Source organism: Gorillibacterium sp. sgz306347 (assembly GCF_059735245.1).
Window position 1 is genome coordinate 1 of record NZ_JCAPET010000015.1, and the last position, 13,592, is coordinate 13,592.

Here is a 13,592-nt window from a genome sequence, read left to right on the forward strand (position 1 = left end):
TATCCTCTTACAGGCACCATGTAAGTTTTTTTGCAAGTCTACTGCGATTAGATACGAAAAAGCAATTATTTCTCCGTTTATCTCCGGATATCGCTTGTTTAGTCGGAATTAAGTGCGTGCAGGGAATTATTTCGCGATTGGAACGAAACATCATCGGAAATAAGTGTCGCTGTGCACCTATTTGCCCTTTTTCCTTGGCTCCGTTGGCCTGTGCCCGCCACAAGCAGAGAGAAAGGAAGGAGAACGAGGCAAACGGGGAGGCGCGGATGACCGTAGACGTACAGAATAGGAAGAAGATGGCGACCCAACAGGATCGCTGAGATAAACGGAGTCAGTAACCCCCTCGTTTTCCCCTTTACAACGATGACAAACAAAACGGATTACCCCTGGTAACAAAAATGAACCGGGTTTCTCGACAAGCTGAGGAAACGACAGCGAGTTGCCGTCGTTTCCCTTGGCCTATTCAGTCTGCTTCAGGCTTCATACGTTTATACCCTAAACCGCTTCCCGCAGCCTCTCCACAAGGCTCTGCCGATCTGCGGTACGGTACGAGATCATGGGAATCAACGCTGCCAGCACAAGCAGGACCGGCAGGATAACCGCTAAAGGCCAAAATACAAATTTAAAACTCATAAACCATACATTGGCGCTGAAAGGCCGGATAATCAGCAGGGAGCAGCATACGCTGAGGAAAACCGAAACGATGGCAGTGAAAACGGCATAGAAGCCCCCTTCCCAGCACAGCAGGGTTTTTAGCTGCTTTCGTGTCATCCCGATGCTTTGCAGCATGGCAAATTCCCGGCGGCGAGTCAGTATGCTTGTGAGAATCGCATTGATGAAGTTGAGTATTCCGATCAACCCGATGATCAGCGTCAGAGCGCCTCCGATCAGGATAGCCGTATTCCGTATCCCTTCAAGCCCGGAGAGTTCCGTAAACTTTGACGAATAGCTCATGGCAGGCTCCACATTGCCGGTGTACTGTTTCAAAAAACGCTCTATATCGTGTTCCTGCTCTCCTGCGGCGTCAAAGGCATAACTCATGGCATATTCAATCCCGGTCATCTTTGTGAAAACACTGGCCGGCATGTAGAGGGCGGATCCGCTCCAGACTCCGTCGGTATTGGTTTCCGATTTGGCGACCACATGTCCCAGCACGGTCATTTCCCGGCTGCTGTCTCCGTAATGCAGCGTTAGTTTATCACCGGTTTGGTGGTTCATGGAGCCTGTTCGCACATTTCCGTTATCATCCGCCAATACCCCTTCCAGAACATAGCTGCCGGAAGCAAGCTTGGTCCCGTCCAGTTCGCCGTCAACCAGATCAAGGCGGGAGAGCGGAAAGGGCTCAAGTCCGTAGAATGATGTCAAAAAAGACCCGTCAGACTGCATGTTCATCGTTTGACCGGAACTTTGGCTTGAATAAGTCCCCCAAGCGCCATACAAGCGTCCGCCTTCTTCAAAGCCCGCTTGCCCGGTAACCGCGCCAATAAAGCTTTCACTCAAGGCATTGTCCTCGCCGTTGTACATGTACTTGAAATAATCCATGTGGCCGAGCAGGAAATCCGAATCATTAAACTTTTCCAGCGCCTTGTTCACATCAATGCTTTGCGAAAGCGTGAACACCGTGTTCGCCAGTATGATGCTGAGGCTGAGGCTGACAACAACCAGAACGGTGCGCTTTTTATTGCGTCCCAGGTTGGACAGGGCCATTCGTTCCGGCCTTGCGCCGCTTCTTGATTTTTTCACTTTTTTCCGGCCGCCCTGCGTGACTTCGTTATAACCGATTGCTTCTACAGGGGATACGCCGGCGGCGACTTTTCCCGGCTTATAGGTACTAATAAAGACTGTAACCAGAGCAAACAAGGCGGCTCCGACAAAAATAAGCGGATGAGGAGTGACGGACACCGCGCTGCCCGCATAATAGGAATGCGCCATTAAGGCCGGTACGAAGGCTTTGCCGATAAAGAATCCCCCCAGAAGCCCTAAAGGAATGCCCAGCAAGGAAAGCAGCATGGCCTGATGACGGATCAGCGTACGCAATTGACGGTGGGTCATCCCGATGGTTTTCAAAAGTCCGTAAAAGCGTATATCTTTCAGAACGGATATTTGAAAAATATTGTAGATAATCAGATAGCCCGCAAACACGAACAGCGCCATGGCACACAAAAGACCGATTGCAGTCCCGCCGTCGAGTTTCGTTCCGGTGGAGATGTAGGCCCAGTTGATGCCGGTTTCGATGTAATGGGGCGCGTGTTTGTCCATGGAGTAGCCGCTTTCCGTCAGCACGGTCTCCAGGTTTTTCTCGATATTCAAGCTGTTCTTGAACTTGATATAGCCTGTGATCGCTCCCGTAGTTGAACCATCCTGATAGTAGGTGTTTTTCAGTTCATCCAAATGGGCATCCATATAAGCACGGGAGGAAATGATTTGTCCGACGTTATAGCCGGGGTCGCTTTCCCACCAGCCCGCCAAAATAAAATCGCGCTGAACCTGCTGGCCGTGAACCGTGAGCTGCAAAGGGACCGGCGCGCCAACCTCAAGCGGTACACCCAGCAGCTCAAGCGTTTTTGTATCGGCAATCACTTCCTTTTCGGCCACCGGCTTATGCCCGCCGGTCGGCTCCGCGAACCCGAATTTCAAGCCGGTATCATCGTAATACCAAAACTCCGTAACCCGTTTGGCAACCTTTTCGTTGTTTACGCTGTCGCCGAGCAAACGGCCGTATGCCATTTCCTTGATCAGCGGGTGGCGGCGGATCGTTTCGTATTCCTCATCCGTCACATATTTGATTGACGCGTGGCCGTCCCCTCCGGACATGACCATGGTTGCCCGCTGCATGCTTTCCAGCTGGCCAAATCCCATCGTGAGCACGCTGGTGAACAAAAGGGCGGTTAGGGCGATGGCGATAACGGCAATGATATTTCTGCGCTTGTCCGCGTACAGGCTGCGTTTGGCAAGCCGCTTGGCCACGGCCTTGTTGTTGTTCTGAAACATCCTTCCGCCCCCTTATGCCACGACCCGGCCGTCTTCAATTCGTACAATCCGGTCGGCAAGCTGGGCAATCTCATTATTATGCGTAATCATAACGATGGTCTGATGAAACTGCTGGCTTGTCATCTTCAGCAGGCCCAACACTTCTTGACTGGTTTTGCTGTCCAGATTTCCGGTTGGCTCGTCGGCGAGAATGATGGCAGGCTTGGTCGCCAGCGCCCGTGCGATCGCCACACGCTGCTGCTGGCCTCCGGACAGGTTGTTCGGCAGATGATTTACCTTTTCGGTCAGCCCAAGCGTTTTTACAATTTTGTTAATAAACGCTTCATCCGGCTTCTCGCCGTCCAATTCAATGGGCATGACGATATTTTCATAGACATTCAGGATCGGAACAAGGTTGAAGTTCTGAAAAATGAACCCGATGTTCCGGCGCCGGAAAATGGTAAGCTGATCATCGTTCATCCGGGACAGTTCTTTCCCGTCCACTTCCACACTGCCGGAGGTGGGATGGTCCAGCCCCCCGAGCATGTGCAGCAGGGTAGACTTCCCGCTTCCGGATGTGCCGACAATCGCAACGAATTCTCCCGGCTCAACATTCAGCTCGACGCCCCCCAAAGCCTTCACACTATACGGCTCTCTGCCATACGTTTTTTTCAGCCCGGTTGTCTTTAATATACTCATAGAAAAGCCTCCATTGCGGTTTTGTCTCAGTATGAAGGGCAAATGTCACCAAAAAGTATCAATCCCGTCGTACATTCTCACAGTCTTGAGACCTTTCACCCGGCAAAGCAAAAAAGCAGCTTAAAGCTGCTTTTCGTTTGGAAGGAATACCGAAAACGTGGAGCCTTTCCCTACCTCGGAGGCTACCTGAATATATCCTCCCTGTTTTGAAATAATCTCGCGGCATAAATAAAGGCCAATGCCGACTCCCTGTAAATCATGCACGTCCGCCTCCCGGTAAAACCGTTTGAAGATCTGCGCAAAGTGCCGCTCCGCTATTCCTTTTCCTGTATCGGTCATGTCAATTTTCGTCGCCATTTCCCAACGCTCCACCGTTACGGTGATTTTGCCGCCCGGCGGCGTGTACTTCACGGCGTTGTCCAAAATGTTAAACAGAGCTTCCGCCGTCCATTTCTTATCGTGCGGCACCAGCAGGGAGGGATCGCAGGTTACGGATACGCCAATCCTTTTTTCCTCGGCTGACCGTTCGATGTCTGCGAGGGCAAGACCCACCGTATCGTAAATCGGCGCAGGAGAAACGGAAAGCGCGATAATCCCGGTCTCCAGCCGTGAACTCTTTATCATCGCCTGCATCAGGAAATCGAGCTTGGTGATTTGCGTTTCCATCAGCTTGTGAAAGGCTTGTGCCTTCTCATAAGGAAGCCGGCGTTCCAGCAGGGTCGCGTTATACATCTTCAGATTCGTTACCGGGGTTTTTACCTGATGCGAGATATCGGAGATCATCTCCTGAATAGACTGTTTTTCTTCCTGAACCTGCTCTTTGCCGCGCTGCATAATTTCATAAAGTCGTTTCAGTTTGGCATGGAATTTGCCCGCCAGCGTTTCCGATTCCAGATCGAACGCCGCATCCTCGTCTCCGTTCATGATGCGATCCAGACAGGCGCTCAGGGAATCGGAAAAGGCCACCAGTTTCCTTCTAACCAGAACAATCAGGAGAATCCCCAGCAGCAAGACCAGAAGGGAAAAGACGACGGCCGCGCTCCGAATCACCAGACCTTCGGTATGGCGAAAAACAAGGAGGTGGAAGCAGGCGGAAAGAAGAAAAAAAGCCGTGCCGACACCGGTAAAAATCCCTTTTGTCGATAGATTCTTCTTCATCCCTTCTCACCAGCCCATATATACCCCATGCCGAAAACGGTCCGGATGTATTTTTTCTCGCCGGTTTCAATTTTGCTTCTCAACCGGTTGATGTTGACGGTCAGAACATGCTCCTCCACAAAATTGGCGTCTACATCGTACAGCTTTTCAAGCAGGAGCCGCCTCGTCAAAAGGATGCCCGCATTGCTTGTGAAAATTTTCAGAATCTTGTAATCGGTAGGCGTAAGAAGCACCGGTTCATTTTGGACGGATGCCTTCAGCTTGGCGAAGTCGATCACAAGCTCGCCGCATTCGTAGAGGCTTGGGTTCTCCGGCTTTTTTGACCGTCTCAGCACGGCGGCTATTTTTTTTCGGAAAATGTGGATATTGAACGGCTTTGTAATGTAGTCGTCCGCGCCCAGATCAAAGCCCGCCATCACGTCGGCTTCCAGGTCACAGGCGGTCAGAAACACCACGGGGGTATCCCGGACCGTTTTGATTTGTTTGCACAATTCAAAGCCGTCTCCGTCCGGCAGATTCACATCCAGAACAATCAGGTCAAAGGCTTCGTTTTTTATTTTTTCCCGAGCGGCTGCCGCGTCATGGGCGGGTACGGCCTCATACTCGTCCAGCTCAAGGTTATAGCACAGCCCGGAATTCATCATCGCATCATCTTCTACAACAAGTATCCGTCTCATTTCCTCACACCTTTGGTTTCCTTCTTCGATAGTTTGATTAAAACACAAAAGACCTGGAAGAAGGTCACTTTTTTTCAAAGTGTCCCACTTGCAGGTCATCGCTTCAGTTCTTATTGAAAACGCCGCAAAGCATAAAAAAACCGCCCGTCTCGCGGTCGGTCGGGTAAAACCATGGCGGAGAGAGAGGGATTCGAACCCTCGCACCGATTGCTCAGTCTAACCCCTTAGCAGAGGGTCCCCTTCGGCCAACTTGGGTATCTCTCCATGGAACCACTGGCTCCCCGAACAGGACTCGAACCTGTGACAACTCGATTAACAGTCGAGTGCTCTACCAACTGAGCTATCGGGGAACGCCTTTTTTTCATCGTATCACGGGGTCAGAGACAAGTCAAGCGCTTCCAAACGCAGCTTCCCTCTGCATCGGCCGCATACATAGCGCTTCGGATCTGCCTTCCGCTTGCGCAAATATTCCATGCTGCAGTCGACGCAGCGAAGCTTGTAGCGGTACGGCTCCTTCTTCCGGTCGACCGTCAGGGACGAGCAGTACCGGGTGCCTCCCACCCGCTTCAGCAGGATTTTAAAATCGTCGTCCTTGTGCCGATAGCCCCTCTTTTGCAGGTGAAGGTGATAATGGCACAATTCGTGCTTGATGATCTTCTCCGTCTCCGCCGGGCCAAAGGCCTCGTAATGCCGCAAGCTGATTTCAATATGATGCGATTTGGTAAAATAACGCCCGCCCGTCGCCCGCAGCCGGCTGTTAAAGACGGCTTTGTGCCGGAACGGCCATCCGAAGCTCTCCAGAGAAACCTTTTCCACCCACTGCTGCAGCTCTGCGTCGTCCATCCCTTTGTTCGTGGAAATCTTCCTCTCCTCGCTTTTCCGCCGCCCCCGCGGCCTTGTTCTTGTTCTCTTGAATTTTTACCGCAATCTACGCTACACTGTCAAGAGAAACGCCCGGTTTTTCGGGCACGAAAGAAGGGAACTTGACCGATGACGTTTGACAAACGGTACGCGCTGCTGAGCAAAGGCGCGGGATTCGAGCTGGTCGAGATGCCGGCCGGACATATGTACCAGCTTACCGCTCTGTTCGTCCGCCTGCACAAGGAGATCGGGAAGCTGCCCAGCGCGGGGACGCCGGAGCTGCCCAAGGTCATAGCGGAATTCGACAATCTGGAGCTGATCGACCGGACGCAGCCGGTCCACGGCGGCCTGGACTACATAAACCGGCTGGAGCGGTCGTTTGCCGCCATCCCCGAAAGCGAGTACCCCTTGATTTCCCTGCTGACCGAAATCCGCGCCCTGCAGGCGCAGCTGGAGCAGGTATATGAGGAAGAAATGGAATAAGGCCGAAAGCGGCACGGCCCGCTTCAGCGGCGCACCGGTCCCCGGACGTACACGGGACGGTGCGTTTTTTGCTTTTGGCGCCTCGTTGTTCCGAGGTTGCCCCGGAAAGCAAACCGCTATGCAGGGAGCACCGATGATTTTGCCCGCGGCCCGGAACTCCTTTCAGGGCGCCTTCATATAGTGAAACTATACAGTCGCGGAAAGGGGCGTGTGCGGTGCCTCACTGGTTGTGCAATCAATTGATGCGGGCGTTCCAGACGAAAAACGTACGGAAAATCAAGCTGCTCGGGGACTGCTGGTTTTACTACCGGTCGCAGGAGGAAGGCCAGGCGCGCTGGCCGTCGGAGAGCGGCAAGGAACGGGTTTAAGGAAACATGACAAAAAGCCTTGCATCCCCTTTGGGGTTCCGGCGGAACGGCGGCCGCCTGAAGAGGGGGAGACCGGATAAGAAAACCGGAAGGGAAAAGCAAAACCAAAAGGGAAGCCGCGCGGGCTTCCCTTTTGGTTTTGCTGCTATCGCGCGTTCCTTTTGCTTCCGCCCGTTCTCATTTCAGTCTGCCGTCTTAGAGGCTGCGCATTGTGATTCCCGAGGTCCGGCGCCGCGGTCAATCGGCCGCTCCGGCAGGCGGACGCATGGTCAGGCTGACGCGCCCCTTCTTCTCGTCCACGGACAGCACCCAGACCTGCACCGTGTCGCCCACGGACACCACATCCATCGGATGCTTGACAAACCGGCTGCTGAGCTGCGAGATGTGGACCAGGCCGTCGTTTTTGATCCCGATGTCCACAAACGCGCCGAAATCGATTACGTTTCGCACGCTCCCGGTGAGCTCCATGCCGGGGCGCAGGTCTTCCAGCTTCAGCACGTCCGTGCGGAAGATCGGCGGCGGCAGCTCCTCGCGCGGATCGCGGCCGGGGCGCCGGAGACTGTCCAGAATGTCGCGCAGGGTCGGGACGCCGACGCCGAGCCGCTCCGCGTAATCCTCGGGACGCGCCTCGGCCAGCTTCTCCCGCGCCGCCGCGGAGCCGATATCCGTCTGCTTCAGCCCCAGCTCGGCAAAGAGCCGCTGCACGACCTCATACGATTCGGGGTGAATCGGCGTATTGTCGAGCGCGCTCCCCCCGTCCGAGATGCGCAGAAAACCGGCGCACTGCTCGAACGCCTTGGCTCCGAGCCGGGGCACCTTTTGCAGCTCCTTGCGCGCTTCGAATTTGCCGTTCTCCTCGCGGTACTTGACGATGTTCTTGGCGAGGGTGGCGTTTATCCCCGCCACGTAGCCGAGAAGCGACGGAGAGGCCGTGTTCACGTCGACCCCGACGTGGTTGACCGCCGACTCGACCACGGCGCCCAGGCTCTCCTCCAGCCGTTTTTGCGTTACGTCATGCTGATATTGGCCGACCCCGATCGATTTCGGGTCGATCTTGACCAATTCCGCCAGCGGGTCCTGCATCCGGCGGGCGATGGAAATCGCGCTCCGCTCCGCCACATCAAGGTCGGGGAACTCCCCTTGGGCCACCTTGGAGGCGGAATATACGCTTGCGCCCGCTTCACTGACGATGATGTAGGCCAGGCCCCTCGCATCCGTCTCGCGCAGGAGATCCGCTACGAACTGCTCCGTCTCCCGCGACGCGGTGCCGTTGCCGATCACGATCAGCTCCACTCCGTACCGTTCGATCAGCCGGCGGAATATCTCCTTCGCTTCGCGTACCTTGTTGTGCGGCGGCGTCGGATACGATACCGCCACCTCCAGCATTTTGCCCGTCTCGTCCACGACGGCCAGCTTGCAGCCGGTGCGGTAGGCGGGGTCGACGCCGAGCACTACCTTCCCCTTGACCGGCGGCTGCAGCAGCAGATTCCGCAGGTTCTCGGCAAAGATGCGGATCGCGTGCTCCTCCGCCTGCTCCGTCAGCATGCCGCGGATTTCCCGCTCAATCGCGGGAGCGATCAGGCGTTTGTACGCATCTTCCACCGCCTGCCGGAGATAGGGCTTGGCCGCAGAGTCCCAGCGGATGAAGCGGCGGGCGATGAACTCGTGGATTTTGTCGGGGGCCAGCTCAAGCGAAACCTTCAGGACGTTTTCCCGTTCGCCGCGGTTGATCGCCAGCGTCCGGTGCGGCGGGAGCTTGCGGACCGGCTCGCTGTACGTGTAATACATCTCGTAGACGGAATCCTGCTCCTTTTCCTTCGCTTCGGTGACGAGCACCGCGTTATCCCACGTGTGCCTGCGTACCCAGGCCCGGATTTTGGCGTCGTCGGCCGCAAGCTCCGCGATGATGTCCATCGCGCCTTGAAGGGCTTCCTCGGCGGAGCCCACGCCCTTGTCCGCGTCGACATACCGCGCCGCTTCCTCCTCCGGATCGCCCTTGCGCGGCTCCTTCAGCAGCCAGTCCGCCAGCGGCTCGAGGCCGCGTTCCTTGGCAGCGCTGGCGCGCGTCTTGCGCTTTTGCCGGTACGGGCGGTAAAGGTCCTCCACCTCCTGCAGCTTCGCCGCGCGGGCGACGGCATCGGCAAGCTCCGGCGTCAGCTTCCCCTGCTCGCCGATCAGCCGCAGCACCTCTTCCTTGCGCTCCTGCAAGCCGCGCAGGTACTGCAGCCGCTCCTCGATGGCCCGCAGCTCGTTCTCGTCCAATTCCCCCGTCATTTCCTTGCGGTAGCGGGCAATGAAGGGAATGGTGTTGCCTTCGTCCAGCAGCGCCACCGCCGCTTTTACCTTGTGGCCCGGCAGCTGCAGCTCGGACGCCATCTGCGCAAGCAGCCGTTCCTTTTCCGCACGCGTCCGCTCTTCTCCGGGCTGCGCCGCCGCCCGTTTTTCCGTATCCTTTTGCGCCGCCGTTTCCGTCTGTTCCGGCCGTTCCGCCATACGTCGATCCATCCTTTTTTCTGGTCTGTATGTATTCCGTTCCAGGCGCGTTAGTCCCGGTAAAAAACCAAAAACGAGGGCATGCCCCCGTTTTCCTCTTGTGCCGTTCGTTTGCTTGCACTCAAAAATCGATGAGCGCGAGGCTCACCTGCAGGGCTTCATCCACCCGTTTCATCATCTCGTCATCCAGATGCGTGATCTTGTCCGTCAGCCGCTGCTTGTCGATCGTCCGGATTTGCTCCAGCAGAACGACGGAATCCCGGTCGAATCCATGGGAAGCCGCGTCGATCTCCACGTGCGTGGGAAGCTTGGCTTTCTGGATTTGCGCCGTGATGGCCGCGATGATGACCGTCGGACTAAAGCGGTTGCCAATGTCGTTCTGGATCACCAGAACCGGACGCAAGCCTCCTTGCTCGGAACCGACCACAGGGGACAGTTCGGCAAAAAACACATCGCCACGTTTGACTATCAAGTTCACACCCCGCTAACTAAGCGGCCCACGCTGATACCTGCATCTTCTTCCGCCTGAAACGCCTCCGAAGCGATGTGGAGATTAATCTTCGCCATTTCCATGTAGCCTCTTTGCATAGACTCGCGCAAAAATCTCTTCTTCCGCTCCATCAGGTACAGCTTCATGGCTTGGCGAATCAGCTCGCTGCGGTTCGAATTCTCGATTTCCACGATCCCATCCACTTCTTGAAGCAGGTTGTTCGGAAGACTGATCATGATCCTCTTCGTATTCACGTTTGACACAGGCATCGCACCCCCAAAGACATTACAAGCATCATAGCATGCAGAACGAGCTACCGCAAAGTCCTTATGCAAGGATAGTTATATGCGGTCCATATATCAAGTATGTTATACCGGATTCTCCGCAGATGCAAGAGCCCGTCCCATAATTTTTGGCGGATCAAGGAAACGCATGGTACATTTTCATGCAAAAAAACGTCATTTTCCGCCGCCGCAAACGCCTCGTTTTGGGATACGGCCGGTTTACCGGATGCCGGCCGATTCGGATGCGGAAAGCTCGTGGCGCAGGTGGTTGACGATGTGCACCGCTCTGCCGTCCCGGATATAGACGCGGGGAACCCGGTGCGAAATCATGCAGACGATCTCATAGTTGATGGTGCCGAGGCGGGCCGCCAAATCCTCGGCAGTGATCGCTTCATTCCCCTGCACGCCGAGGATGACGACCTCGTCCCCGACCGCCGCTTCCGGCACGCCGGTTACTTCGATCATGCATTGGTCCATGCAGATGGTGCCGACGACCGGCACCCGCCGCCCGCCGATAAGCGCTTCGGCCTTGCCGGTCAGCATGCGCGAAAAGCCGTCGGCGTAGCCCACCGGCAGAGTGGCGATCCGTTCGCCGTCGCGCCTGGTGTGATAGCGGTGGCCGTAGCTGATGCCCGAACCGGCGGGAAGCGGCTTCAGCATCACCACGCCGGTCTTGATGCTCAGGACCGGCTTCAGCGCAATGCGTTCCTTGTTCACTTCTTCGGAGGGGTACAGGCCGTACATGCCGATGCCCAGCCGGACCATATTATAAGTAAGCTCCGGGGTATCGATTGCGGCCGCGGTATTGCCGGCATGGATATACGGGAATGCAATACCCTGCGAAGCAAAATGATCGACAACCGCCTTCAGCTTGCGGTACTGCTCGAGCGTGCAGGTTTTGTCGCTTTCGTCGGCGCAGGCATAATGCGTGTACAAGCCTTCGACGGAAACGCCGGGCGTTTGCATGGCCCGGTTTATAAAGCGGACGGCGTCCTGCTCTTCATAAAGCCCGAGCCGGCCCATGCCGGTATCGATCTTAACGTGGACGGATACCGGAAGCCCGCCTGCGGGAAGAGCGGCGATCGCGTCGAGGGCGTCGTCGCTGTAAACGGTCAAGGTAATGCCGAATTCGGCGGCCAGCGCAATGCCGTCCACCGGGGTATGGCCGAGCACCAGAATCGGGGCGTCCACGCCCGCCCGGCGCAATTCCAGCGCTTCATCCAAAAAGGCGACCGCCAGGTAGCCGACGCCGCAGGCCAGCGCTTCCCGCGCCACTTGAACCGCTCCGTGCCCGTAAGCGTCCGCCTTGATCACGGCCATCAGGCCGATTGATTCGGGAATCGCCTGGCGGAATGCCCGTAGGTTGTGATGCAGCGCGTCCAGCGAGATCTCCACCCGGGTCGGACGATAAAAGGAATCCACAAACTCCACCTTCTTCAGTCGTTGTCGCGGCCGGACGGAAGGCTGCAAGAGCCTCGCGCGCTGCGGCTCGCGGTTTGTTCCCATGACAAAGGGCTCCGGCAGGCCAGTGAAGGCCCCCGGTGCCCTGGTTGTTCGGGAATGACGGCCGGAAACGCGACCGCTCATTTCATGTTAATCGCATTAACGGGAAGTGTCAAACCCGCATTTTGAGCGGGCCTAGAACGTTTCCGGAGCACAGAACCGGCCGCCGGCCGGTTTGCTCCGCGTCTCTTCGCCCGCGTGCGGACGGGACGGACCCTCCGCGCTCCCCCAAGCCGGTCGTCCTCCGCCCGCTCGCTGTCCCGGTTTACTTTTCTTCCGTTCCCTGCAGGCTTTGCGCGATGTTCATCATCTCTTCCGTCGGCAGGTCCGCGCTTGACAGGCGGAACAGCGTTCCGTTGTAGGTCCAGGTCAGCGTCCGCTTGTCGCTGCCCGTCAGCGTGCCGATCGTAAACCCGAGATCCACGCTGGCTCCCGGAAGAAGCATCATTTCCTGCGATTCGGGACGCGACTGCACGAGCGTAAAGTTGTAGGTTCCCGCGTAGCGGCTCAGCACGGCCGGCTCCCCGCCAAGGGTCACGTCATCGGTGCTTTCCAGGGCTACCCCGCCCGGCAGGTCGGGCTGAAGGAACGGAAGCCCCTGTTCCCCGACGGCGAGCGTTCCATTGCCGGAGCCTTCGGGTGCGGCACCGTTTCCGGCCGGGTCGTCCGCGGAAGCAGCCGCACCGTCCACACCCGCTTCGCCGTTCGCATCGGCGGCCGCGCCATCCCCGTCAGCCGGCCCGCCCGCGGCGGAATCCGCTTCGGACTCGTCCGGCGCGGCGGCCGCGCCCGAAGCGGTACCGCTCGGCGAAGGCAGCGCCGAAGCCGATGGGCTCGCACTGCTGCCGCCGTCTTTCGGGCTGGCCGCCGGAGCGTCCGCATCGGTCGTCTGTCCGTCGGCGTCCGCCATCGCATCCGCCGCCGGATCGCCGGCTTCGCCCAGGGTCGGATCGGCATTCAGCCCGGCGCCCGCCAGATTCTTCTTCGTGTCAAACGAATCCGGGTCAAATTTCTTGCCAAACTCGAAGGCGGTAAAATCCACCGTGACCAGCGTGTTGTCGTTGGTGTCACGCACCTCGACATGCTTGGGCTTGTAGCTTTTCTTGTCCAGCCAGATTTTTTGCCGCGCGAGAGACGAGTGGGTATAGTTGGCCGCTACATCAAACACGAGATCCTCGCCGTCCGCCGTATATTTCCGCTCCTGATCGTCCAGAATGCTCGAAACCAGCGACTGGTACAAATAATACTGGCCCTGGTTTTCCGGCCAATCGCTCTGGAAGCGGAAGCTCTTTTTCAATGCGGGCGTCAGCACGAAAACTCCTTCGTTGTTGCGCAGCACGATCTGGTTGACATTCTGCTTGTCATTGGTCAGGGCAATGCGGTAAAAATGAGGATTCTTGTACCATACCTGCACCTGATATTCCTGCTGCTGCTGTCCGGTCATCAGCACCATCCGGCCGCTGCCCTCGTAGCTGTCCAGTTTGTTAAGCGTTTGATCCAGGTCTTTGATGACCGCCCCCGCGTCTTTTTTCCCGCATCCGGAGAGCAGAACCGCCAGACACAGAATGACCGACGCGGCAATCCAAAGGGTCCGTCGCATTCCCAT

The 13,592-nt window shown here is 56.8% G+C and carries 12 protein-coding genes and 2 tRNA genes; 2 read left to right on the forward strand and 12 right to left on the reverse strand.

Annotation, left to right across the window (positions count from 1 at the left end):
- Nucleotides 1-495: 495 nt before the first annotated feature.
- From AC6I6H_RS10065 to AC6I6H_RS10095, 7 genes are all read right to left on the reverse strand, one after another.
- On the reverse strand, nucleotides 496-2,595 hold the full coding sequence (locus tag AC6I6H_RS10065) for an ABC transporter permease (protein WP_497953630.1): 2,100 nt from the start codon (nucleotides 2,593-2,595) through the stop codon (nucleotides 496-498).
- Between the two features lie 408 nt (nucleotides 2,596-3,003).
- Nucleotides 3,004-3,669, reverse strand: coding sequence for an ABC transporter ATP-binding protein (locus AC6I6H_RS10070; protein WP_497953631.1), 666 nt, complete (start codon nucleotides 3,667-3,669; stop codon nucleotides 3,004-3,006).
- A gap of 120 nt (nucleotides 3,670-3,789) precedes the next feature.
- Nucleotides 3,790-4,827 (reverse strand): ATP-binding protein, encoded by a 1,038-nt coding sequence (locus tag AC6I6H_RS10075; protein ID WP_497953632.1) that lies wholly within the window; start codon nucleotides 4,825-4,827, stop codon nucleotides 3,790-3,792.
- The gene (locus AC6I6H_RS10080) at nucleotides 4,824-5,504 is read right to left on the reverse strand and encodes a response regulator transcription factor (protein ID WP_497953634.1); all 681 of its coding nucleotides are present in this window, start codon (nucleotides 5,502-5,504) and stop codon (nucleotides 4,824-4,826) included. The genes AC6I6H_RS10075 and AC6I6H_RS10080 overlap by 4 nt, the downstream gene beginning before the upstream one ends.
- A gap of 172 nt (nucleotides 5,505-5,676) precedes the next feature.
- Nucleotides 5,677-5,768: transfer RNA gene (locus tag AC6I6H_RS10085), tRNA-Ser, on the reverse strand.
- Between the two features lie 10 nt (nucleotides 5,769-5,778).
- Nucleotides 5,779-5,854 (reverse strand) — tRNA-Asn (locus tag AC6I6H_RS10090).
- A gap of 19 nt (nucleotides 5,855-5,873) precedes the next feature.
- On the reverse strand, nucleotides 5,874-6,347 hold the full coding sequence (locus tag AC6I6H_RS10095) for a SprT family protein (RefSeq protein ID WP_497953635.1): 474 nt from the start codon (nucleotides 6,345-6,347) through the stop codon (nucleotides 5,874-5,876).
- A gap of 147 nt (nucleotides 6,348-6,494) precedes the next feature.
- Between AC6I6H_RS10095 and AC6I6H_RS10100 the strand changes: the two genes are divergently transcribed.
- Both AC6I6H_RS10100 and cmpA read left to right on the forward strand, forming a co-directional pair.
- Complete coding sequence (locus AC6I6H_RS10100; protein ID WP_497953636.1) at nucleotides 6,495-6,848, forward strand: hydrolase/acyltransferase; 354 nt, start codon at nucleotides 6,495-6,497, stop codon at nucleotides 6,846-6,848.
- A gap of 215 nt (nucleotides 6,849-7,063) precedes the next feature.
- Complete coding sequence (cmpA, locus tag AC6I6H_RS10105) at nucleotides 7,064-7,216, forward strand: cortex morphogenetic protein CmpA (protein ID WP_497953637.1); 153 nt, start codon at nucleotides 7,064-7,066, stop codon at nucleotides 7,214-7,216.
- Nucleotides 7,217-7,453: 237 nt separating this feature from the next.
- On the opposite strand, the gene AC6I6H_RS10110 is transcribed toward cmpA, so the two are convergent.
- The 5 genes from AC6I6H_RS10110 to AC6I6H_RS10130 all read right to left on the reverse strand — a co-directional run bounded on the left by AC6I6H_RS10110 (nucleotide 7,454) and on the right by AC6I6H_RS10130 (nucleotide 13,586).
- On the reverse strand, nucleotides 7,454-9,592 hold the full coding sequence (locus AC6I6H_RS10110) for a Tex family protein (RefSeq protein ID WP_497953707.1): 2,139 nt from the start codon (nucleotides 9,590-9,592) through the stop codon (nucleotides 7,454-7,456).
- Nucleotides 9,593-9,830: 238 nt separating this feature from the next.
- Entirely contained in the window at nucleotides 9,831-10,181 is a 351-nt protein-coding gene (locus tag AC6I6H_RS10115) for a type II toxin-antitoxin system PemK/MazF family toxin (RefSeq protein ID WP_497953638.1), read from the reverse strand.
- A 2-nt stretch (nucleotides 10,182-10,183) separates the two neighbouring features.
- The gene (locus tag AC6I6H_RS10120) at nucleotides 10,184-10,468 is read right to left on the reverse strand and encodes a CopG family ribbon-helix-helix protein (RefSeq protein WP_497953639.1); all 285 of its coding nucleotides are present in this window, start codon (nucleotides 10,466-10,468) and stop codon (nucleotides 10,184-10,186) included.
- A 234-nt stretch (nucleotides 10,469-10,702) separates the two neighbouring features.
- The gene (gene alr, locus AC6I6H_RS10125) at nucleotides 10,703-11,905 is read right to left on the reverse strand and encodes an alanine racemase (RefSeq protein WP_497953640.1); all 1,203 of its coding nucleotides are present in this window, start codon (nucleotides 11,903-11,905) and stop codon (nucleotides 10,703-10,705) included.
- Nucleotides 11,906-12,251: 346 nt separating this feature from the next.
- The gene (locus AC6I6H_RS10130) at nucleotides 12,252-13,586 is read right to left on the reverse strand and encodes a LolA family protein (RefSeq protein WP_497953641.1); all 1,335 of its coding nucleotides are present in this window, start codon (nucleotides 13,584-13,586) and stop codon (nucleotides 12,252-12,254) included.
- Between the last annotated feature and the right edge of the window lie 6 nt (nucleotides 13,587-13,592).

What these genes read in the sequence shown, in the direction of transcription:
- AC6I6H_RS10070 (WP_497953631.1), bottom strand. Translation starts at nt 3,669, where the DNA reads ATGAGTATATTAAAGACAACCGGGCTGAAAAAAACGTATGGCAGAGAG.
- AC6I6H_RS10075 (WP_497953632.1), bottom strand. Translation starts at nt 4,827, where the DNA reads ATGAAGAAGAATCTATCGACAAAAGGGATTTTTACCGGTGTCGGCACG.
- AC6I6H_RS10080 (WP_497953634.1), bottom strand. Translation starts at nt 5,504, where the DNA reads ATGAGACGGATACTTGTTGTAGAAGATGATGCGATGATGAATTCCGGG.
- AC6I6H_RS10095 (WP_497953635.1), bottom strand. Translation starts at nt 6,347, where the DNA reads ATGGACGACGCAGAGCTGCAGCAGTGGGTGGAAAAGGTTTCTCTGGAG.
- AC6I6H_RS10100 (WP_497953636.1), top strand. Translation starts at nt 6,495, where the DNA reads ATGACGTTTGACAAACGGTACGCGCTGCTGAGCAAAGGCGCGGGATTC.
- AC6I6H_RS10110 (WP_497953707.1), bottom strand. Translation starts at nt 9,592, where the DNA reads ATGGCGTCCGAGCTGCAGCTGCCGGGCCACAAGGTAAAAGCGGCGGTG.
- AC6I6H_RS10120 (WP_497953639.1), bottom strand. Translation starts at nt 10,468, where the DNA reads ATGCCTGTGTCAAACGTGAATACGAAGAGGATCATGATCAGTCTTCCG.
- AC6I6H_RS10130 (WP_497953641.1), bottom strand. Translation starts at nt 13,586, where the DNA reads ATGCGACGGACCCTTTGGATTGCCGCGTCGGTCATTCTGTGTCTGGCG.